21 protein-coding genes and 1 pseudogene are annotated in these 21,623 nt (G+C 49.8%); 11 read left to right on the forward strand and 11 right to left on the reverse strand.

The window, feature by feature from the left end; translation table 11 throughout:
* Positions 1-16: 16 nt before the first annotated feature.
* From ACR9Y8_RS05935 to ACR9Y8_RS05965, 7 genes are all read right to left on the reverse strand, one after another.
* Positions 17-1,297 (reverse strand): M20/M25/M40 family metallo-hydrolase, encoded by a 1,281-nt coding sequence (locus ACR9Y8_RS05935; protein ID WP_481212321.1) that lies wholly within the window; start codon positions 1,295-1,297, stop codon positions 17-19.
* A 113-nt stretch (positions 1,298-1,410) separates the two neighbouring features.
* Positions 1,411-3,162 carry a DUF885 family protein gene (locus ACR9Y8_RS05940; protein ID WP_481212322.1) on the reverse strand — a complete coding sequence of 584 codons (1,752 nt, stop codon included), beginning with the start codon at positions 3,160-3,162 and terminating at the stop codon, positions 1,411-1,413.
* Positions 3,163-3,179: 17 nt separating this feature from the next.
* On the reverse strand, positions 3,180-4,430 hold the full coding sequence (locus tag ACR9Y8_RS05945) for an NAD(P)/FAD-dependent oxidoreductase (protein WP_481212323.1): 1,251 nt from the start codon (positions 4,428-4,430) through the stop codon (positions 3,180-3,182).
* Positions 4,431-4,484: 54 nt separating this feature from the next.
* On the reverse strand, positions 4,485-5,489 hold the full coding sequence (locus ACR9Y8_RS05950; protein ID WP_481212324.1) for a 4-hydroxyproline epimerase: 1,005 nt from the start codon (positions 5,487-5,489) through the stop codon (positions 4,485-4,487).
* A 229-nt stretch (positions 5,490-5,718) separates the two neighbouring features.
* Positions 5,719-7,188 (reverse strand): APC family permease, encoded by a 1,470-nt coding sequence (locus tag ACR9Y8_RS05955; RefSeq protein WP_481212325.1) that lies wholly within the window; start codon positions 7,186-7,188, stop codon positions 5,719-5,721.
* A gap of 146 nt (positions 7,189-7,334) precedes the next feature.
* Positions 7,335-8,807 carry an aldehyde dehydrogenase (NADP(+)) gene (locus ACR9Y8_RS05960; RefSeq protein ID WP_481212326.1) on the reverse strand — a complete coding sequence of 491 codons (1,473 nt, stop codon included), beginning with the start codon at positions 8,805-8,807 and terminating at the stop codon, positions 7,335-7,337.
* A 159-nt stretch (positions 8,808-8,966) separates the two neighbouring features.
* Positions 8,967-9,902, reverse strand: a complete 936-nt coding sequence (locus tag ACR9Y8_RS05965; protein ID WP_481212327.1) for a dihydrodipicolinate synthase family protein — start codon at positions 9,900-9,902, stop codon at positions 8,967-8,969.
* Between the two features lie 200 nt (positions 9,903-10,102).
* On the opposite strand from ACR9Y8_RS05965, the gene ACR9Y8_RS05970 reads away from it, so the two are divergent.
* From ACR9Y8_RS05970 to ACR9Y8_RS05980, 3 genes are read left to right on the forward strand one after another with little or no spacing between them, the layout of a single operon-like run.
* Entirely contained in the window at positions 10,103-10,984 is an 882-nt protein-coding gene (locus ACR9Y8_RS05970; RefSeq protein ID WP_481212328.1) for an AraC family transcriptional regulator, read from the forward strand.
* A gap of 26 nt (positions 10,985-11,010) precedes the next feature.
* A complete protein-coding gene (locus ACR9Y8_RS05975) occupies positions 11,011-11,655 on the forward strand; it encodes a DPP IV N-terminal domain-containing protein (RefSeq protein WP_481212329.1) in 645 nt (214 codons plus the stop codon).
* Positions 11,621-13,303 carry a S9 family peptidase gene (locus ACR9Y8_RS05980; protein ID WP_481212330.1) on the forward strand — a complete coding sequence of 561 codons (1,683 nt, stop codon included), beginning with the start codon at positions 11,621-11,623 and terminating at the stop codon, positions 13,301-13,303. The genes ACR9Y8_RS05975 and ACR9Y8_RS05980 overlap by 35 nt, the downstream gene beginning before the upstream one ends.
* A gap of 128 nt (positions 13,304-13,431) precedes the next feature.
* On the opposite strand, the gene mnmC2 is transcribed toward ACR9Y8_RS05980, so the two are convergent.
* Positions 13,432-14,112 carry a tRNA (5-methylaminomethyl-2-thiouridine)(34)-methyltransferase MnmC2 gene (mnmC2, locus tag ACR9Y8_RS05985; RefSeq protein WP_481212331.1) on the reverse strand — a complete coding sequence of 227 codons (681 nt, stop codon included), beginning with the start codon at positions 14,110-14,112 and terminating at the stop codon, positions 13,432-13,434.
* Positions 14,113-14,392: 280 nt separating this feature from the next.
* On the opposite strand from mnmC2, the gene ACR9Y8_RS05990 reads away from it, so the two are divergent.
* Positions 14,393-15,070 (forward strand): hypothetical protein, encoded by a 678-nt coding sequence (locus ACR9Y8_RS05990; protein WP_481212332.1) that lies wholly within the window; start codon positions 14,393-14,395, stop codon positions 15,068-15,070.
* 111 nt (positions 15,071-15,181) lie between these two features.
* Positions 15,182-15,538: an S-adenosylmethionine decarboxylase gene (locus ACR9Y8_RS05995; protein WP_481212333.1), complete on the forward strand. Its 357-nt coding sequence runs from the start codon at positions 15,182-15,184 to the stop codon at positions 15,536-15,538.
* On the opposite strand, the gene ACR9Y8_RS06000 is transcribed toward ACR9Y8_RS05995, so the two are convergent.
* Entirely contained in the window at positions 15,539-16,468 is a 930-nt protein-coding gene (locus ACR9Y8_RS06000; RefSeq protein ID WP_481212334.1) for an EamA family transporter, read from the reverse strand.
* A gap of 140 nt (positions 16,469-16,608) precedes the next feature.
* Between ACR9Y8_RS06000 and ACR9Y8_RS06005 the strand changes: the two genes are divergently transcribed.
* From ACR9Y8_RS06005 to ACR9Y8_RS06020, 4 genes are all read left to right on the forward strand, one after another.
* A complete protein-coding gene (locus ACR9Y8_RS06005; protein WP_481212335.1) occupies positions 16,609-17,241 on the forward strand; it encodes a CGNR zinc finger domain-containing protein in 633 nt (210 codons plus the stop codon).
* 9 nt (positions 17,242-17,250) lie between these two features.
* Positions 17,251-18,468 (forward strand): flavin monoamine oxidase family protein, encoded by a 1,218-nt coding sequence (locus tag ACR9Y8_RS06010; protein WP_481212336.1) that lies wholly within the window; start codon positions 17,251-17,253, stop codon positions 18,466-18,468.
* Between the two features lie 62 nt (positions 18,469-18,530).
* Entirely contained in the window at positions 18,531-18,725 is a 195-nt protein-coding gene (locus ACR9Y8_RS06015) for a helix-turn-helix domain-containing protein (protein WP_481212337.1), read from the forward strand.
* A 68-nt stretch (positions 18,726-18,793) separates the two neighbouring features.
* Positions 18,794-20,209, forward strand: a complete 1,416-nt coding sequence (locus tag ACR9Y8_RS06020; protein WP_481212338.1) for an MBL fold metallo-hydrolase — start codon at positions 18,794-18,796, stop codon at positions 20,207-20,209.
* A gap of 3 nt (positions 20,210-20,212) precedes the next feature.
* Here ACR9Y8_RS06020 and ACR9Y8_RS06025 read toward each other — a convergent pair whose 3' ends face one another.
* The gene (locus ACR9Y8_RS06025; protein ID WP_481212339.1) at positions 20,213-20,347 is read right to left on the reverse strand and encodes a hypothetical protein; all 135 of its coding nucleotides are present in this window, start codon (positions 20,345-20,347) and stop codon (positions 20,213-20,215) included.
* Positions 20,348-20,362: 15 nt separating this feature from the next.
* Here ACR9Y8_RS06025 and ACR9Y8_RS06030 point away from each other — a divergent pair, with 15 nt between their 5' ends.
* Complete coding sequence (locus ACR9Y8_RS06030) at positions 20,363-20,782, forward strand: YeeE/YedE family protein (protein ID WP_481212340.1); 420 nt, start codon at positions 20,363-20,365, stop codon at positions 20,780-20,782.
* 10 nt (positions 20,783-20,792) lie between these two features.
* On the forward strand, positions 20,793-21,299 hold the full coding sequence (locus ACR9Y8_RS06035) for a DUF6691 family protein (protein WP_481212341.1): 507 nt from the start codon (positions 20,793-20,795) through the stop codon (positions 21,297-21,299).
* Between the two features lie 140 nt (positions 21,300-21,439).
* Here ACR9Y8_RS06035 and ACR9Y8_RS06040 read toward each other — a convergent pair.
* Positions 21,440-21,595, reverse strand: a pseudogene (locus ACR9Y8_RS06040) (helix-turn-helix domain-containing protein); the annotation flags it as partial.
* Positions 21,596-21,623: the final 28 nt, after the last annotated feature.

The raw sequence follows: 21,623 nt of genomic DNA on the forward strand, positions 1-21,623 counted from the left end.
CAGATCCTGGGTTGATTTATTTTGCGATGCCTGCCTCCGCCAGCAGTACTAATAAGGTACGCTGCGTAGCCAGGTAGGATTTATCATCTATCCACCACTCGTCCAGCGCGTGCGCATTGCCGCCTTTACCGCCACTACCCATGGTGATAGCGGGCACGCCTTTGGAGATAGGGATGTTCGCGTTGGTAGAACTTACGCCTAATTTCGGCTCGCCTCCCACAAATGCAATAGCAGATTTGGCGTACTGGATCAGGGGCAACGTGCTATCTGATCCACCGGAGGGACGATCGCCTATCAGCTTCACATCTACCGTCAGTGCAGCGCCGCTGCGTTTCATTTCGTTCTCTTCCTGCAGGGCACGTTGTACAGCATCCTGCAACAGCTTGTCTATACCCGACAGGCGCTCGGGGCTTTCGGAGCGCATATCTACTTCCATCCAGGATTCGAAAGGGATGGAGTTAACGGATGTGCCGCCGCCAATCACGCCAACGTTATAGGTTACACGCACTCCTTCTGCACGCGTAAAAGAATCCGCCGCAACCGACCAGTAGTGAATAGCACGCCCTAATGCATTATGCGGGTTGGCCAGGCCAAAAGCGCCGGAAGAGTGGCCGCCGGGGCCTTTAAAGGTAATGCGGTAACGATGAGAACCGAGGCCGCGGTGGGTGATGCCTTCCATGTTCCAGCCATCTATAGCGATGTAGGAATCTATCTTACCAGGGCCCTGATTGCTGAAGAGGTTTTTTACCCCGCGGAGATCGCCCAGTCCTTCCTCTCCTACTACACCGCAGAACAATACGTCTGCTTCTGTTTCAATGCCTGTTTGCTCCATGACCCTGAGGATGGTGTGCACCAGGGACAGTGCGCGGGTATCGTCTATGATGCCGGGTGCGTACAATGTATCGTTCCTGTGCTTTACTGTTACATCGGTACCTTCGGGAAACACGGTATCCAGGTGAGCTTCCAGCACTACCGTTTTTTTACCGGAGCAACCTTTACGTTTGGCGATGACGTTGCCTACCTGGTCGATCCAGACAGAATCGGCGCCTGCCGCTTTCATCATGGAAGCATATTTCTCGGCACGTTGTGTTTCCTTATAGGGAGGCGCCGGTATTTCCGTTAGCATGATATGATCGCTCAGGGTCTGCGGCTGCATGTCGATAATAGCCTGCATGGCTTTCTTTACCGCGGGTTTGGCGGCAATGGCTTTAATCTCCTTGTCTTTCTGAGCCTGAGCTGCCAGTGATGCAATAATCATAGGAGCCGTAACCAATATTCCTTTTATAAAGTGTTTCATAATGTGGAATGGATTATACGTTTTCATAAGTATGGTAAAAATATAAAAAAAGCCGCCCGGTTTATCATCCCGGGCGGCGTCATTTTTTATCAGTCAAGCTGCGCTATGCGCCCTTATTTGACCTGGTAAAATTTCCAGCTGGTTTTAAAGTCTTTAGTGAGTTGCTGATTGGTCAGGATGGCCCTTATCATTTCCACGGGCAGCTGGTTTTCTTTCAGCACGGCATCGTGGTATTGCTTGATGGTCATTTTACCGCCGTCGACCAGCTCTTTCTTCAGCGCGTAGAACTGTAATCCTCCTATCATATATGCCAGCTGGTAAAGGGGGCTGTATCCCAGGCCGGCGACAAAAGAACGGCGTACTTCGCCTTCGGCGTTGGCCCTTTCATGCCCTACCCTGTCTACCAGGAAATCTATACATTGCTGGGGCGTCCATTTGCCCAGGTGGAAGTTAAGGGAAAAGATAATGCGCGCACAGCGGTGCATGCGCCAGAACAGCATTCCCACACGATCTTCGGGAGAGCGGGGGAAGTGCAGATCCCATAAGAGCATTTCCCAATAGAGTGCCCATCCTTCTATCCAGAAAGGCGTATTGAAGTTGCGGTATGCTTTATAACGGTCGCACATGAACATCTGCAGGTGATGGCCTGCTATCAGTTCGTGATGTACGGTAGCGCGGGAGAAATGCGGGTTGTTGCCGCGCATGCTCATCAGCTTGTCGCTTTCGCTCATGTCATCTGTAGGATAGGAAATGCTGAGCACTTCGCCACCCGTAAAGAAAGGATTGACACGTTGCCTTTCCGGCGTCATCATGATCATGCGCCAGGTTTCTTCTGCGATGGGCGGTATGGTAACAAGGTCATTCTTCTTCAGGAATTCGATAGACTGGTTGTAAAGATCCATGATGGCTTCCGGTTGTTTACCGGCGGGCACGTAGGTGTTCTTCACTTTCTCCAGGGCCTTTTTCCAGTCGTCGCCGAAGCCCATCTCGCGGGACGCTTTCAGCATTTCGGCATCACACCAGGCAAATTCTTTATTGGCGATAGCGATCAGCTCTTCGGGCGTGTAGGGGATCAGCTCATTCTGCAGCTGACGTATCAGTTCATCTCTTCCGATGGGGAAGCCGACTATATCGCTGCTATCTTCCTTGCTGCCCGGCGCTGTTTTCTCCGTGGCCTTCCAGGCGCGGGCGTACAAGCTCAGCGCGGAGTCCAGCTCTTCGCCAGGCGCGGCTGTCCACCAGGTGTACTGGGGGTCATAACCGTTGTAGAAAGTGTTTACACTTTGCAATGCCTGCTGCAGGCCTTTCACAATTCCTTCACCGCGGAGTATGAGATTGATGTCGAGCGTGTTCTGCTTACGTAATTCTTTTGTTTTCTTACCTACTTCGATGGCCATATCATGAAAGCTGGCGGCGAGTTGCTGCGCATGCTGCTCTGTGCCGCGGCGGCGGATCTTCTCTATGGCATAGACCTTATCTGCAAAAGGGAACCAGGAACTGAGGCCCTTGTATTGTGTTTCTTCCTCCTGGTATTGGTGCAGCTGTTCCTGCAGCTTTTTCCTGAACAGGATATAATCAACCCGGGAGCCAACAGGTAGGGTATTAAAATCCGTCTGCTCCAGCTGGCGGAGATAATCGTTGTCGAGTTTCTGCAGCTGCTGGCGGCGTTCGGGTGAATTCACTACAAAATAGAACCTGCCAATACTACCCTTGTCAGCCTGGTAACGAACCATCAGATCATTGATCTCGCTGGTCTGGGCGTAGAGGGAGGATGGCTGCTGTTGCTGTGCCCTGGCAGGCTGATAGCTGCTGGTAAGGGCAAGCGTTGCCCATAGTAATGCTATTACTTCCTTTTTGTAGTTCATATGTTGTGCGGTTTTACTTACAACCGTTCCGGGTTGAAAGGGTCTATATTCATAGATGCAGGCACACCCTGCACTAATTCGCTTACCAGTTTTCCGGTACCGGCGCCCAGGCTGATGCCTAACATGGAATGGCCGGTAGCCACTGTGAGATTCGTATACTTCTTAACGTTACCTATGTAGGGCAATCCGTCGGCACTGCAGGGGCGATAGCCGTACCATACCCTGTCTTCTGCTGGCATGGGAATATCGTATTCCGGGAAATAACGTTTTACTGATTCCAGTATGCCCTGAACCCTTTGCATGCGGGGCGGCGCATTGAGCGAAGTGATCTCCATGGTGCCGCCAAAGCGGATCTTGTTGCCGTCCATCGGTGCAATGGCCACCCTGGCTTCGCTGAGTATGATAGAGTGATGCAGTTTGTAGGGCGCATCTTCGAAGGTAACGCTGTATCCGCGTCCGCCTACCATGGGCAGGCGCAGGTTGAGCTGTTTGGCAATATTGCTGCTCCATACCCCCGCTGCCAATATAATATGATCGGCAGTATATTCCTTCCCTCCTGCTTTTACGCCTTTGATGCGGCTACCGTTTGTGGAAAAGCCGCTTACTTCCTGCTTGCATTCAAAGCGCACGCCTTTCTGCTGCAGGAAAGCGAGGAGGCTGCTCATCAGCTTGTTGGGATAAAGCTGTGCATCGCAGGCAAAGAACAGGGCGCCGAGGGCGTCTATTTCCGCATCCGGCTCCATGGCTTTCAGTTCTTCTTTAGTTACCAGGCGAGCATCCAGGCCCAGGTGCAACGATTCTTTCAGTGTTTCTTCTGCGTGGTGCAGGTTCTCTTCTGTTTTGAAGAATTCGAGCATACCTTTCGGCTCATAGGCGAAATCCATTCCCGGCAATTGTGCCCATTCTTCGTACAGGCGTTTGCTTAACAGCGCAATGTCGCGCAGGGGAACGGCAGAGCGTTCCACATGTTCGCGCGTAGCGCTTTTCATGAATTTCAATCCCCAGGAAATGAGCTCGCCATTCAAACGCGGCTGCACATAAAAGGGGCTTTTCTTGTTCAACATCCATTTCAGGCCCTGCTTTACGATACCGGGCGTAGCCAGGGGCACAAAGTGGCTGGGGCATACGTAACCGGCATTGCCGTAAGAACAGCCCTGCCGCATATCGCTACTATCTATTACGGTTACACTATAGCCTGCCTGTTGGAGGTAGAACGCACTGCTCAGGCCAATGATCCCTCCACCTATGATTATTACTTCTTTTGCCATGTATGTTTTTTAACCCTCCACGGGTTTAAAGCCCCTGGAGGGCTTTAATAACTTTTAAATTACCTGTAAACCGTATGCATACGGATCATCTTCCGGATCGATGGTGATGGTGTTGTAGCCGTAGATCCTTGCCCATCCTTCTATGCTGGGGCGGATAGCCGGCTTGCCGCCGATAGTTGTTTCCTCTTCGATACGGCCGATGAATTTAGAGCCGATGATGCTTTCGTGTATAAACTCGTCTCCTTTCTTCAGTTTCCCTTTTGCGTACCATTGCGCCATACGGGCAGAGGTCCCGGTGCCACAGGGAGAGCGGTCAATAGCTTTATCGCCATAAAACACGGCATTGCGGGCGGTGGAGGTACTGTCTAACACGGCGCCTGTCCACAGCACATGGGAACAGCCATTGATGTGCGGGTTATCCGGATGCACAAAGGTGTATTTTTCATTGATGCGTTTCCGCATTTCCCTGGCCCAGTTAATGAGCTGGGAAGCGGGATAATGTTCCAGGCCTTTGAAGTTCTCCTGCACATCTACAATGGCGTAGAAGTTACCGCCATAGGATACATCCACTTTCAGCGGGCCAAGCTCGGGACAATCCACTTCCAGGTCTCTTGCCTCCAGGTAGGAAGCTACGTTGGTGAGGCGAACGCTTTTCACTTTTTTACCTTCCTGGGTGTAGGTGATGGTTACCAGTCCGGCCGGCGCCTCCATTCTTACCACGCCGGGTGTTTTAGGCGTGATCAGGCCTTCTTCAATGGCGATGGTGATGGTACCGATGGTACCGTGGCCGCACATAGGCAGGCAACCACTGGTTTCAATGAAGAGCACTGCTACATCGTTGGCAGGATCATGCGGGGGATATAAAATGCTGCCGCTCATCATATCATGACCACGCGGCTCAAACATCAGCCCTTTCCTGATCCAGTCATATTCGCGTAAAAAATGGTTACGCTTTTCACTCATGTTGTTACCTTCCAGTACCGGTCCTCCGCCGGCTACCAGTCTTACAGGATTGCCGCAGGTATGGGCATCTATACAAAAAAACGTCTTCTTTGCCACTAGCGCTAGTCTTACGAATTATCAATGATTGTGAACGAATGCTTTGCTTACCTTACAATTACAGGCTTCGATGGCATCCGGATCATAACAAAAATATCCGAAAGCAATGAACACACCATTGCAGGTATTGATCAAAGGTTTGCAAAAATTAACATAAATTATGGGATTTCGTAGCAGGATAGGGTTAAAGAATGGCCGACGAAGCAGTTCCAGCCACCGGATTTTAACCCTAATCAGCCTGTTCGGGAACGGGTAATTCCTGTGTTGCGGCAGACTCCGATCCCTGAATGGAACGATGCTGCTGCCTGCCCCATACCAGGTAATATACCGGGATACCCAGCAACACCAGGCCGAGACCAGGCCAGGTGAACATAGGCTTATAAGCCAGCAGCGCCAGGCAGATCACTGTTGCGGACACAATATAAAAAAGCGGTAATACCGGGTAGCCAAAAGCTTTGTAAGGCCTTGGCAGGTCCGGACGTTTTTTACGGAGGCGGAAAATGCCAATGATGGTAAGGATGTAAAAGATGAGCACAACGAAGATCACATAATCCAGCAGCTGGCCGTATTTGCCGCTCAGGCAAAGCAGGCAGGCCCATACGCACTGCAGCCATAAAGCTTTGGAGGGAACAGCGTTCTTGTTTAAGACGGCCAGTTGTTTAAAGAAGAGGCCATCGGTTGCCATGGTATAATATACGCGGGCCCCGGCGAGGATCAGGCCGTTATTGCAACCAAAGGTAGATACCATGATCAGGGCAGCGATGATGTAGGTGCCTACGCTGCCAAAGATATGTACGGAAGCGGCTACCCCTACCCTGTCGCTGTCTGCAAAGGCAATTTCGTGCAGGGGCATAACGCTGAGGAACATCATGTTGGTGGATACGTAAATGATGGTCACCAGCAGGGTTCCCAGGAAGAGCGCGAGGCCGATATTCCTTTCGGGGCGTTTGATCTCACCGGCAATAAAGGTTACGTTATGCCAGGAGTCACTGCTAAACAGGGTTCCTACCATACTGCCAGCGATAGCGCCTAATACGGCTAACCCGGCATAGGGCAATAAGCCTTCGGGCTTCAGCTGCTGTAAGGTAAATCCCGTTTGCCAGTTGGCCTGCCATACGTCTTTACGGGCGGCGAGTAGCAGTCCGAAGATAATCAGTCCAAACAGGGCGGCGATCTTGGTAAGGGTAAAGGTGGTCTGGATCAGCTTTCCTTCTTTTACGCCGAGGGTATTAATATAAGTCAGTAAAATTACGAGTAAGACGGAAGTGAGCTGCGCCGCCGTAAGCTGCATAAATCCCAGATCGGCCAGCACATTCTTTTCGCTTAACATGGGGAAGATATAGGCCGCGAACTTGGCAAAGGCCACCCCTACTGCGGCAATGGTGCCGGTTTGTATCACGGTGAAAAAACTCCAGCCGTAGAGAAAACCTACCAGCGGGTTAAAAGCTTCTTTGAGGTAAACATATTGGCCTCCTGCTTTGGGAAACATAGCGCTGAGCTCTCCGTAGCTCAGTGCGGCCGTGAGTGTTAGTATGCCTGCAAACAACCAGACCAGCGTTAGCCAACCTGCTGAACTGACATTTCTTACAATATCTGCGCTGACGATGAAGATACCGGAACCGATCATAGAGCCGGCTACAATCATGGTGGCGTCCAGCAGGCCGAAAGACCGCTTGAAAGATGTTGGTTGATCTGACATAAACTTATTAAAGGGTTTGAGGTTTGAAGTTTGAGATTTGAGGTTCGTTGGAGGTTAAAAGTTTAGCGCTACGATCCAGGCCTGACGCCTGAACGAAACGTTCAACTTCCACCAACCTCAAACCTCAAACTTCAAACCTCAAACTTTTAAATGATGGCGTCTTTAGTAAACTCTCCATTCACCAGCCTCCAGATGCCTAAAGGATTTTCATTCTTCAGTGTGTCAGGTAACATAGCGTTGGTGAATCCCTGGAAGCATACGGGGCGTACCCAGCGTTTGATGGCGCTGGTGCCTACGGATGTGAAACGGGCGTCTGTTGTGGCCGGGAAAGGACCACCGTGCACCATGGCATTGCATACTTCTACGCCAGTGGGCGGCGCGTTAAGGATGACACGCCCGGCCAGGGTGGTTTGCAGGGCGATCACATCGCCGTTTGCCGCCACATCTGCCTCGGTGCCTACTACCGTAGTGGTAAGCTGGCCTTTCAGGCTTTTTAAAACGGTTTTCAGCTCTTCCTTGTTGTCGCATACAATGAGCAGAGAAGAGGGACCGAACACCTCTTCATGCAGGAGGTGGTTGGCGAGGAAATCTTTTGCCGTTACACTGGCCAGCGCCGGGTAGGCTTCCATTTCTGCAGGCGCCTGGGCAGACTCGCTTACGAGCGTTACGCCCTGCTGGGAGAGCAGGCGGCTGCGGCCCTGTTCATAAGCCTGGTGAATGCCTGCGTGCAGCATTTTCTGCGGCGCGCACTGCGCAATGGCTTCGCCCAGCAGTGATGCAAACTGTTCCTGCGCCTTGCTGCGGATGGCCAGCAGCAGGCCCGGGTTGGTACAGAATTGTCCCATGCCCAGGGTAATAGATCCGCCAAAGGTCTGCGCCAGTGATGCTGCATTCTTTTCGAGGGTATCTGGCAGGAACACCACCGGGTTTACGCTGCTCATTTCCGCAAACACCGGTATGGGCGTTTCCCGCTGATTGGCATAGTTGAATAATGCTTTTCCACCCTGGAAAGATCCTGTAAAGCCAACACCTGTAGTGAGGGGATGCATTACCAGGTCTTTTCCTATGGTATTGCCGGGAGCTGATACGTGCTGTACCGTATACTCCGGCATTTTTGTCTTGCTAATGGCGGCCTGTATTGCCCCGAACACCTTCAGAGAGGTGATCTCATGGGCAGGATGGCCTTTGATCACTACCGTTGCGCCTGCCGCTAATGCGCTGGCGGTATCACCGCCTGCGGTGGAGAAGGCGAAAGGGAAATTGCTGGCGCCGAAAACCACTACCGGCCCTACAGGCAGCAGCACTTTACGGATGTCGGGCCGGGGCGGTGTACTGCCGGGGTTGGCTGTATCTATCACAGCTTCTGCCCAGCTGCCTTCCCTGATCAGACTTGCAAACAGTTTCAGCTGGTTAGTGGTGCGGGTGAGCTCACCATTCAGCCGTGCGGGCGGGAGATTGGTCTCCTGTCCGGCTGTTGTTACCAGTGATTCACGAAGGCTTTCCAGTTCTTCGGCTATTGCTTCCAGGAAACCTGCCCTGCCAGCGGCGGGTACCAGTTTGTATGCTTCGAATGCGGCAGCGGACTGCTGCATAACTATATCCACGTCTGTCATGGTCATGTTTTTTAAGAGTTTGAGGTTTAAAGTTTGAAGTTTGAAGTTCGTTGGCAGTTAAAAGTTCAGAACGGTGTTCCAGGGCAGATCACTGGCTTCGAACCTCCAACTTTTAACCAACCTCAAACTTCAAACCTCAGACCTCAAACTTAATACTTTCAAACATTAATTTACGCCTTCCAGCTTGCCTATGGAAAGGTAATCAGGCAGCTCAGGCCTGTTGGCCAGCGCTGTATTAATGACAGATAATATACGTTCGCGCTCTTCCCCTACGAGGGTGAGGCGGGGCGCCCTTACATATTCGCTGCCCAGTCCGGCCTGTGTTTCAGCCAGCTTGATGTATTGTACCAGCTTGGCGTGAAGGTCCAGCTCCAGGAGGGGCAGGAACCAGCGGTAGATTTCCAGCGCTTCGGCGTAACGGCCAGCTTTTGCCAGGCGGTAGATGGCCACTGTTTCTGCCGGGAAGGCGCACACCAGTCCGCCTACCCAACCGGTGGCGCCCAGCATTAATTCTTCGAGGGCCAGGGTATCTACCCCGCATAATATTTTGAAGCGGTTACCGAAGCGGTTGATCATCCGGGTAACGTTGGATACGTCGCGGGTAGATTCTTTTACCGCCTGTATATTCTTATATGCAGACAATTCTTCGAAAACATCCAGTGTAACATCTATCTTATAATCAACCGGGTTGTTATAGATCATGATGGGAAGGTCGGTAGATCCGGCTATTGCTTTAAAATAAGCGGCTGTTTCGCGCTCATCGGTCTTATAACGCATGGGCGGGAGCAGCATCAGTCCGCGGGCGCCCCAGGCCTTTGCGTCTGCGGCCAGCTTTATGGCTACAGCGGTAGAGCCTTCGGCAATATTCAGCACTACAGGTATTTTGCCTGCAACTTTCTCAACGGTATATTTTACAAGCGTTTCCCTTTCGGCATTGGTGAGTGTGCTGGCCTCTCCCAGGGAGCCGCCCAGGATAATACCATCTATACCGGCAGCCATTTGCGCTTTCAGGTTCTTTTCAAAAAGCGGCAGGTCCAATTCATCATTGGCCGTGAACTTAGTGGTGATTGCAGGAAATATCCCTTTCCATTCAATAGACATATTACACAAATTTTTGTCAAAAATATCTCAAACCGGAGACGCGTACATGCCTTATTATAATCAATTATTACCTTATATTAACCTGTTTTCCCAAGGGATGGGGTAAAATTTGTAATATTGGGCAAGAGGTATCCATCAACCTGGATTAACCATTGTCAACCAATCGACGCAACCTGAAATTAATGTAAAGGGAGTAATTTATGAAAGTGTTACAATTCACTATTCCTGTGCCGTTAGATAAGTCTATTATTGTGCAAAAGGATGTTCTTCCCCATTTTTATCCACACCTGCACCGGCACCAGGAGGTACAACTTACCTGGATACAGAAAGGCGAAGGTACGCTGGTGGCTGACAATAACATGCATTCCTTCCGTTCTAACGAGATCTACTGGATCGGGGCCAACCAACCACATATCTTTAAGAATGAAGCTTCTTATTTTTTGCCCAAGAGCAAAAAGAAGATCGTGGCCTGGATGATCTTCTTCAATCCCAACGGGCAGCTGGCCTCTTTCTTTAACCTGCCTGAGCTCAAACTGCTGAAGAATTTTGTACAGCAACACCAGTCTGGCTTTAAGCTGCCGCCGCAACATGTAACGGAAGTATCCAACCGGATGCTGCGTATTGCGCAAAGTTCCGGCGCGGATCAGCTGATGCATTTTTTAGATATGCTGAAGCTGATGAGCAGCTATCCCGAACTGACGCCGTTGAGCTCCGGCAATAAAACGCCTATGTTCAGCGAGCATGAAGGCATCCGTATCGGCAATATCTATAATTATATCATGCAGCAGTATGATAAACCTATTACGCTGGAAGATGCGGCCCGGCAGGCGCATATGACGCCGCAGGCCTTCTGCCGCTTCTTCAAGAAACATACGCTGCATACGTTTGTGTCTTTCCTCAACGAGGTACGTATCAATGAAGCTTGTAAAAAGCTTACAGACGGGGCTTATGATAATATTGCCACAGTAGCCTACACCTGCGGGTTTAACAGCATTACCAATTTTAACCGCGTGTTCAAAGGCGTTACCGGGCAATCCCCCAGTGATTATGTTAACAGTTATTTCCAGAATGTAGAACATTAAAATTCTGTGATCAAACCTACTTGTTTATGCAACGTTTCTCCTATCGCCGCTCCTTCATGCAGCTGTCGCTGCTCCTTCTATTGACTGGTTATTGCGGGCTGCTGCAGGCCCAGGGCACTGCAGACGATTATCGTCGCGCTAATGACTGGAGCAATGCCATTAAGAACAAACTATATTACACCCCTTACAATGTTAACTGGATCGGGGAAAGCCACCGCTGCTGGTATTACCAGCAAACACCCCGCGGCAAGGAGTTTATCATGGTAGATGCGGACCAGCGTAGCAAACAGCCGGCCTTTGACCATGAGCGGCTGGCCAAGGCCCTTTCTGCCCTGCTGCAACGCCCTTATGAGGCCTCCGCACTGCCTTTCAATGCTATCAGCTACAGCTATAACCGGGATACCCTGCACTTCAGCGTTGGAGATACACTTTGTCGCTGTCTGCTCTCTGACTATAGCTGCCAGGTAGTTTCTGAAGGGAAAAAAGAAAAGAACACAGAGCGGTACTGGGGAGCCGAGCGGGATGAACAATCGAATGACCCCGAGCCATCACCGGATAGTAACTGGATTGCCTACATCAAAAACTTTAACGTTTATATTAAACACCGCAAAACGCAGGCGGAATACCAATTGAGCTATGACGGCGCAGAAGGGGAATTCTATTCTTCCTGACATAATATGGTCGCCGGACTCTAAGAAGCTGGTGGCCAATAAAGTGCGGCCTAACAAGAAACGTTTACTATATCTTATTTCTTCTTCTCCGGAGGATCAGCTGCAGCCTAAGCTTAGCACCCGTGATTACCTCAAACCAGGTGATGCCCTGCCTGTTAAAGTGCCGCAGTTATTCCTGGTAGATGGTAAAAAACATATACCGCTGGATCCATCGCTTTTCAACCAGCAATACAGTATTACAGACCTCTCGTGGAGAAAAGACAGCCGTGCCTTCACTTTTGAATACAACCAACGCGGGCACCAGTTATACCGCGTGCTCGAAGCAGACGGTAATACCGGTGCGATAAAAGTACTGGTTGAAGAAAAGAGCCCTACATTTATTGATTACAGCAGCAAGCAATACCGTTACGATGTGAACGATGGCAAAGAGATCATCTGGGCATCTGAACGTGATGGCTGGAACCACCTGTATCTCTATGACGGTAAAACCGGGCAGGTAAAGAACCAGATCACCAAAGGGGAATGGGTGGTACGCAACGTAGTAAAAGTGGATGAAAAGAACCGTACCATTATATTCACCGGCAGCGGCCGCGAAAGCGGACAGGACCCTTACCTGCTTCAATATTATAAAACAGATTTCGAGGGCAAACACCTCCAGGCGCTGACCAGCGAAAACGCACAGCATACGGGCAAGTTCTCTAACGATTACCAATACTTTACAGATACTTATTCCCGTGTGGATATGCCGCCGCTTACCGTGCTCAGGGATGCCAACGGGAAAGTGGTAATGGAACTGGAGAAAGCAGATATTAAAGCTTTACAGCAAAACGGATGGCGTATGCCTGAAGTATTCTCTGCCAAAGGCAGGGATGGTAAAACCGATATCTGGGGGATCCTGATCCGGCCTTCTAATTTTGACGCAGGCCGTCAATATCCTGTAATAGAATATATTTATGCCGGTCCGCACAGTTCGTTCGTACCCAAAGCTTTCCAGGCCAGCTACCGTGGCATGCAGGAACTGGCAGAGCTGGGCTTTATCGTGGTACAGATAGATGGCATGGGCACTTCCAACCGTTCCAAAGCCTTCCATGACGTTTGCTGGAAGAACCTGAAAGATGCAGGCTTCCCCGACAGGATATTATGGATGAAAGCGGCCGCGGCAAAATATCCTTATATAGATCTGACACGTGTAGGCATTTACGGCACTTCTGCCGGCGGACAGAATTCAGCGGGTGCAGTATTGTTCCATCCTGAGTTCTATAAGGTAGCAGTGTCCTCCTGCGGCTGCCATGACAACCGGATGGATAAAATGTGGTGGAATGAGCAATGGATGGGTTATCCTATAGGCCCGCATTATGCCGAGTGCTCTAACGTAACCAATGCCTGGCGTCTGCAGGGCAAACTTATGCTGATACTCGGGGAGATGGATGATAACGTGGATCCTTCTTCTACCCTGCAGCTGGTGAATGCGCTGATTAAAGCGAACAAGGATTTTGAATTTGTAATGGTACCTGGTATGGGGCATTCTTCAGGAGGAGATTATGGAGAAAGAAAGAGAAGGGACTTCTTTGTGAAGAATTTACTGCAGGTGGCGCCCCCGGCATGGAATGAAACGAAACTGGAGAGTAAGATATTGGGGAGTAAATAAAGTCGATAGTCGATAGTCGTTAGTCGTTAGTCATTTATATTGTCGCGATTTTAGAGCTGATAGTTTTGAGAGTAATATTAACTAATGACTAATGACTAACGACTAACGACTATCGACTTCACCATAGCTTACGATGGCCTTCTGGCCCTTACTATCTCACGCTTTCCCGGCGGGCCGGGCAATTTCTCCACTATAAAACCTGCTGCCTGCATTGCTTTCCTAACAATACTTTTACTACAATAAGTAAGCAATACCCCACCTTCGTACAGGCGGGCAAACAGCTGTTCGAACACAGGCTGCGTCCATAATTCCGGTTGAGCAGCAGGATCGAATGCATCGAAATAGATGAGATGGAACGGCTCCTGCAGCGGGCTTTCAAGGTATTGAAGAAGGGACTGCTGTTTTTTATGTAATGTAAATAATGGCGCTACGTGTGCATCAACATCCCAGGGCGCGGCGTGCAAATCCTCCAGCAGATAGTATTCCTGGCCGCTATTTAACAAAATGTTATAATTCAGCGACTCTACCTCAGCAGTAGAAAGAGGGTACAGTTCTACTGTTTCGTAATATACCCGTTGGTGTTGCATACCCGCGTGTTGCAGTGTGAGCAAGGCATTGAGGCCGGTGCCCAAACCCATCTCGAATATACGCAGTAGAGGATGTGTCCCCAGCAAGTGATGCAATCCTGACTGAATATATACGTGCATACTCTCCTGTAAGGCGCCGTACATACTATGATAAGTAAGCTGTAAGCTAGGAATAGCAAGGGTATGCGAGCCATCTGCGGTAATTTGTATATGCCGTTCCATGATGTAAAGATAATTAACGCACAGCCATACACTGATAAAAACGTGTGGACATAGTCAACAAATTACACTACCTGTGGGGGCTGGGTCTACAAAAATACGTCTGTTAAAAAAATGGCATTTTAAATTCCCTATCGCTGAAACGCCCTATTAACAGAGGGATTGCGGCGTTTTAACAATTCTTTTTCAATTTTCGCAGGGTTTTTGCACTTCTAGCCACAAGAACAAACGAAATATGGTTCACACTTTAGTTTTTATCAGTTAACCATAAAATTGAAAGACTATGAGAAAACAAATCATCAAAATTGGCCTTATTGCAGGCGTTGGAGCACTGGTGCTCACACAGGTAAATGCTAAGGGTGTAATGAGCTCGGGCAATTCTAATCGCGACACAGCATCTGTTGCCGCTGACACTGCCTTTCTGAAAGGAGACACCGCTTTTCTGAAAGATACTGCGTCTTTTGCAGTTGATACCGCCGCTTTTGCAGTAGATACTGCTCTTGCAACGGATACCGCTGCTTTCGCAATTGACACAGCTGCATTCAAAGTGGATACTGCTGCATTTGCAGTTGACACTGCCGCTTTTGCAAAAGACACGGCAGCTTTTGCAAAGGACACCGCTGCTTTCGCAACATCTGACACTGCATTCTTTAAGGATACTGCATCATTTGCAGTTGACACTGCTGCATTCAAAAAAGATACAGCTTCTTTCGTAAAGGATACAGCTTCTTTTGCAAAAGACACCGCTTTCTCTTTCCGTAAAGATACTGCAGCAATGCGCGATACTTCCTTGTTTGTAAAGGACACTGCTTCCTTTGTAAAAGACACTGCTAACATGCGGGACACTGCCGTGATCCGCGACACTACCGCCACCCGCGCAGTGGATACTACAGCAACCAAGGCAAAACATGCTAAACACAAAGGAGCAAAACCAGCTAAAGACACCGCTCAGCAACAGTAACCTATAAGAGGTACCTGTAGCCCAAGCGAAAAAGGTATTTTCCTCCGGAAAGGCAGTGCATAGACACTGCCTTTTATTTTTTAAATACCTTTATAAAAAGCTATACACGTGATGAAAAATCTTGCCCCCGATATCTTCCGTAAACGACTCCTGGTGGAAGGCTACTTTACTATTGAAGTGAATGAACAAACACTCGTGGATTTCTTTACTTACATCACCTCCGGGCTTTCACTGAGAACTTATGGCCAGCCCATTGTGCATGCTACCAGCGGCACCGGCAAGGATGAGAACCAGGGCTACGATGCATTTGTGCCATTGATAGATTCAGGCATTTACATCGCCATATGGCAACAGCAAAAGTTCCTCTCCCTTATTATTTATACCTGTAAAGATTTTCGGGAAGACCAGGCAATCGAGCTTACTCAATCATATTTTAAGGTAGCAACAACAGCGCATTCGCTATTCTAACTAAGCCGCCTTTAGCTTATAATTAGGCACATTGGTAAACAGCACTCCCACCAAAATGACCAGCAGCGCAATTACCTGCAGGAATGAAATATGCTCGTTAGCGAAGGCCCAGCCGATCAACACCGCAACAACGGGGTTCACATACGTGTGGGTGCTTACCAATGCGGGCGGGCGGATGGTAATTAACCAGGTAAAAGCCATATAGGCTACCAGGGATCCCATGGTGATGAGATAGAGCAATCCACCCCAGGCGGCTAAAGGTACCTGCTGGATGGAAAAGCGGGACCACTCCCCGTTCACCCCGGCTACCAGGCCGCTGAAAAGGCCTGCAGCCAAAAGCTGCAGGCCGGTTGTCATGGTATTAGAATGGCTGTGGTTTACTTTATTACGTGCATACAGGGAACCTACCACCCAAAATATGGCGCCCGCCAGCAGTACCAGGTTACCTATCAATAACATGGCGCTATCAGTTGAGTCCTGAGCGTCTCCGCCTGTATAATGGAAGAACAGTATAATACCTGCAAAGCCTACCAGCAGGCCGAACAGCACCCATTTATTGGAGAAATATTCCCCCCATTGCTTTTTATCCAACAACACAAAGAAGAAGGGCTCTGTAGCCATAATAATGGCGGCATAGCCGGAGTTCACATGCTGCTCTGCCCAGGTTACCAGTCCGGTACCACCTACCAGCATCAGGATACCGCTTACAGCGGTATTGCCCAGCGTAGCCCTGTCAGGTAACTTTTCACCACGGGCCAGGCACCAGGCCAGCAGGATGCCCCCTGCAATAATGCCCCGGAACGCGGTGAGCACAAATGGCGGAAAACCCTTCAGTCCAAAGGCGATAGCCAGGTAGGTTGTGCCCCAAATGATGTAGATGGCCAGGAAGGCCAGTATTACCAGCACCTGAGAAGCTTGCTTTGGTTTCATGTACGTGATTATTAATACTACAGATAAAAGTGGCCAATTACCGGCAAAATCACTTTTGCCGGTATAAATCTACACATTTATTTCTTACCATCAAAAGTAATTTTACTGGTAAAAATTACGTATCTTTCCCTTGACAAGCTATGAGCAAGGAGAGAAACATAGACACCCTGCCCCTGGATGGAGGCGTACTGTGCTTCGATTTTATCAATACCGTACACTCCTGGAAGGAAGAGAACGAGCACGAATACCTGGACAACTACTCAGCATTGCTACAATGGAGCGCTAAAGTGGAGATACTGTCTGCTCAAAGGAGGAAACAACTCCAACAACACGCGGCGCGGCATGCAGAACAGGCCGGTAAGGCACTGGAGGAAATCAAACGCGTGCGACAACTGCTTTACCAGTTCTTTGCTGCCATTGCTGCCGGCAATATAGCAGCCCTCCCCGATGAATTGTTATATGCATTTAATTCGGTACTGTCAGACGCCCTTTCTCATATAAGGTTCAGTAAACACAACACCCATCTCGAACAGGACTGGCAAGAGGACAATACAGATCTGCTGCAACCTTTATGGATCGTCATGAAATCCGTTTATGACGTATTGACCGGCGAAGATCCTCAGCGGATCAAGGAATGCCCCGCCTGCGGATGGATGTTCCTGGATCATACCAAGAACAACAAACGGCGCTGGTGCAACCCACATTCCTGCGGCAGCATTGAAAAAACGAAGAAATACTACCAGAAGAAAAAACAGGAAACCTCGAACACTTAGACAAGCTTCATGGATCAGGCAGATGTAATCATCATAGGCGCAGGCGCTGCAGGACTGATGGCTGGCAGGGAACTGATAAAAGCTGGCAAAACGGTACTGCTGCTCGAGGCGCGTAACCGCACCGGCGGCAGGATCTACCAGCATACCGGCGCGGAGTTCGTTCATGGGAATTTACCTATTACCCAGGCCTTGTTAAAAGAAGCCGGGATTCCCTATTACCCTATTCCCGACCCTGATATTGACATGCCTTACTGGAATGATTTTGCCGAGCAACTGAAGGCATTGGAGGAAGACATGCCACTGGAGACTTTCCTGCAACAATATTTTCCCGATAACAAATACACCGCGCTGCGGGAGACGATTAAAAACTTCGCTTCCGGCTACGATACCGCCAACCCTTTCGATGCCAGTACAATGGCCATGCGCAAAGAATGGCTGGCTCCCGAAGAAACTCAATACCGGATTGCCGGCGGATATGATCTACTGGTGGCTTTCCTCGCAAATGGTATTACAAAGGCCGGCGGCCAGATCCAGCTATCCACTATAGTGAAAGAAATCCATTGGAAGCCGGGCCATGTAGAGATCATTACCGATAACGAACAACGCTATACCAGCCGTCAGGTATTGATCACCGTGCCACTGGGCGTTTTACAGGCTCCTGATACAGAAAAGGGCAGCTTGCAGTATTTCCCTCCCCTGCCCGATAAACAGGAAGCCCTCCGCAAAATGGGTATGGGCGGCGTAATAAAGATCCTGTTAAACTTCCGCGAAGCATTTTGGGAACACCCCAATACGGCGCTTCCCCAACCCGTTACTTTCATCTTTTCAAAGGAAGCCGTTCCTACGTGGTGGACCCAGCATCCGGAAAGGTCCACGCTGCTTACCGGCTGGCTGGGCGGTCCTGCAGCCAAAATGCTGAAGGATGCCAGCGACGACAGCATCTTACAAATGGCATTGGCATCGCTGGCGGCCATTTTCCACCTGCATACCGCCACACTGGCGTCCATACTGGAAAATGCAAAAGTCATTAACTGGACCGCCGATCCGTTTACACGCGGATCATATTCCTACGCCACTCTGCATACTAAAACCGCACAACCGGTATTAAGCACACCGGTAGCAGATACACTGTTCTTTGCAGGAGAAGGCTTGTTTGAGGGCACTTTAATGGGTACAGTAGAAGCTGCACTGGTGAGTGGTAAGGAGGTTGTAAAAAAGATGGTTTAGTACATGCTGCGTAACTTTTGTCACGCTGCCATTGCGTTACTCAGCCTAAATTACATTCTTTTATGCCCGACATAAAAGTAAGCATACAACAGCATTTCCCTTCCTTTGAGGAAGCGCTGGTCGAAGAACTGGTTCAAGAGCTGAATTCCTCCCGGGAAGTGATCTCCCGGTTGATGAAAAAGCTGTCTGACAGAGGTCTTATACGTCTGCACAAGCAATATATCAAGATCCTTAACCTGGATCAGTTGTTATCGTGATAAGGGTGACTTTGGTCACGTTTTAAGCCGTGCTATACCAATAACTTTGTATCACAAAAATGCCAACCATGAAAATTGAACAGATCTATACAGGCTGCCTGGCACATGGCGCCTATTACATCGAAAGCAATGGAGAAGCAGCTGTTATTGACCCCCTGCGCGAGGTACTGCCCTATACCACAAGATCAGAAAGGAACGAGGCGCAGATCCGTTACGTTTTTGAAACACATTTTCATGCAGACTTTGTTTCCGGTCATTTAGATCTTGCGAAAAAAACGGGGGCTGACATCGTTTACGGGCCTGGCGCCCAGCCGGCCTTTAACGCGCATATAGCCCGGGACGGAGAGGTATTCCCGATAGGAAACGTCAGCATTGAAGTGCTGCATACGCCCGGGCATACGTTGGAAAGCGCCTGTTACCTGTTAAGGGATGAAGATGGCAAGCCGGCTGCCCTGTTCTCCGGTGATACATTGTTTATCGGCGATGTAGGCCGTCCTGACCTGGCCCAGAAAGCAGCAGGCATGACACAGGAAGAGTTGGCGAGCCTCTTGTATGATTCTCTTCAAACCAAGATCCTGCCCTTAGCAGATGATATTATCGTTTATCCCGGGCATGGCGCCGGCAGCGCCTGCGGAAAAAATATGAGCAATGCCACTACCGATACCCTGGGGCATCAGAAGGCCACTAACTACGCCTTACGACCAGGATTGAGCAAAGCTCAATTCATTAAGGAGGTGATCACCGGTCTTACAAAGCCTCCTGCCTATTTTCCCCTTAACGCCATGCTGAACCGGCAGGGATATGAAAGCATGGATACCATACTGGAAAGAGGCAGGCGTGCGCTTAGTCCGGCAACGTTTGAGGCCGCCGCCAATGAAACCGACGCGCTGATACTGGACACCCGCGACCCGGAAGTATTTGCTGCAGGTTTCATTCCCAATTCCATCAACGTGGGTGTAAACGGCAACTTTGCGCCCTGGATAGGCGCCCTGATACCGGATATTAAACAACCTATCCTCCTTATCACCGAGCACGGACGCGAGGAAGAAGTGATCACCCGTATGGCCCGTGTAGGTTACGATGGCACGATAGGCTACCTGGAAGGCGGTGTGGCCGCCTGGAAGAAGGATGGCAGGGAAATCGACCAGGTACCGGCCATCAGCGTGGAAGACCTGGCAGAACTGATGAACAAACAGCCGGTCAATATATTGGACGTGCGTAAGAAAAGCGAATATGACAGCGAGCATGTAGTGGGCGCTGAAAATGTTCCTCTGGATTATATCAACGATAATATGGCCGAAGTAGCCGGGGATAAAACCTATTACGTACATTGCGCAAGCGGATACCGGTCGATGATATTTAATTCCATTTTACGGGCAAGGGGATATGAGCACCTGGTAAATGTTAACGGAGGCTTTAAAGCAATGAAAGACAGCGGACTGTTTAATATAAGCGACTATATCTGTCCAACCACCTTACTATAACCTTCAAACATCGAATATGCCTGAATTACTGAAACAGCCCTGGCCCTGGTATGTGGCCGGGCCGCTGATCGGGCTGGTGGCGCCGGCCTTGCTTCTGCTGGCAATAAATCCTTCGGGATCTCCGCCAATTTCCGTCATGCCTGCGCTGCCTGTTTGCCTGCCGGTATTTCCTTCTTCCGGTATGACTGGAAAAAGGAAGCATGGAACTTCTTTTTTATCCTTGGAATTACAACAGGGGCTTTCATTGCCACCCAATTGCTGCAAAACCCGGCGCCTATACAAGTAAATCCTGCACTAGCGGCGGAGCTGGGGAGGCACGGCATCAGCGACTACAGCCAGCTAGTGCCGAAAGACATCTTTACATTCTCTTCCCTGTTGAGTGCACGGGGTTTTATCATCATGGTGATAGGTGGTTTCCTGGTAGGCTTTGGCTCCCGTTATGCCGGTGGTTGTACCTCGGGGCATGCCATTACCGGGCTGGCCACTTTGCAGTGGCCATCGCTGGTGGCTACCTGCTGTTTTATGGCTGGTGGATTTTTAACAGCGAACTGGATACTTCCATATATCCTTTAATGTTACTATTATGTCAAACGTTCAACAACTGGTAAAAAATACAGATTTCGAAGTACGGTCGCTGGATACGCTTACTACAACGGCAGCTGCACCTGCTCATTCGCGATGGCACATGCTGCGGTATATGGCGGTTGGCCTGCTGCTGGGAATCGTTTTTGTTAAGGGAGAGATCATATCCTGGTTCCGTATACAGGAGATGTTCCGCTTACAAAGCTTTCACATGTATGGGGTGCTCGGATCGGCGGTGGCCGTCAGCGCGCTTGCTGTGTGGCTGATCAAACGCTTTAGTATCAGAACGGTTGATGGTGAAAAGATCAGTTTTCCCAAGAAACAATTTCATAAAGGACAGGTGATAGGAGGCCTGATCTTTGGCCTGGGCTGGGCATTAACAGGCGCCTGCCCGGGGCCCTTTTTTGCGATGATCGGTACCGGCGCATTTGCCGCGGCTATCATGATATTCAGCGCCATTGCAGGCACCTGGATATATGGATTGTTAAGGGAAAAGCTACCTCATTAGGAGAGCGGGGGATCCTCAGGCATAAATCATTCCCTGGTGGTGGTCTATTGGAAATAACTGAGGCATGCGTGTAGTTTATAGATCATGAATAGGAACAGGAGCGGGTTAGGTCGTCATAGGCCCCACGCCCCACATGCATCTCAGACGAGCTTCACCTCTGCGAGCAACTCCGTGGGAGCGATATCCAATATGCGTGCTACTTCACAGAGCCGGTCTATGGTCATAGGTATTTTTCCTGTTTCGAGTTTGCTATATGCATTCTGGGATATATCCAGATGGGCGGCCATGTATTCCTGGGAATACTCTTTTTTCTACGTAAATGCC

This window comes from Chitinophaga sp. SVR4-12A, from assembly GCF_056754765.1.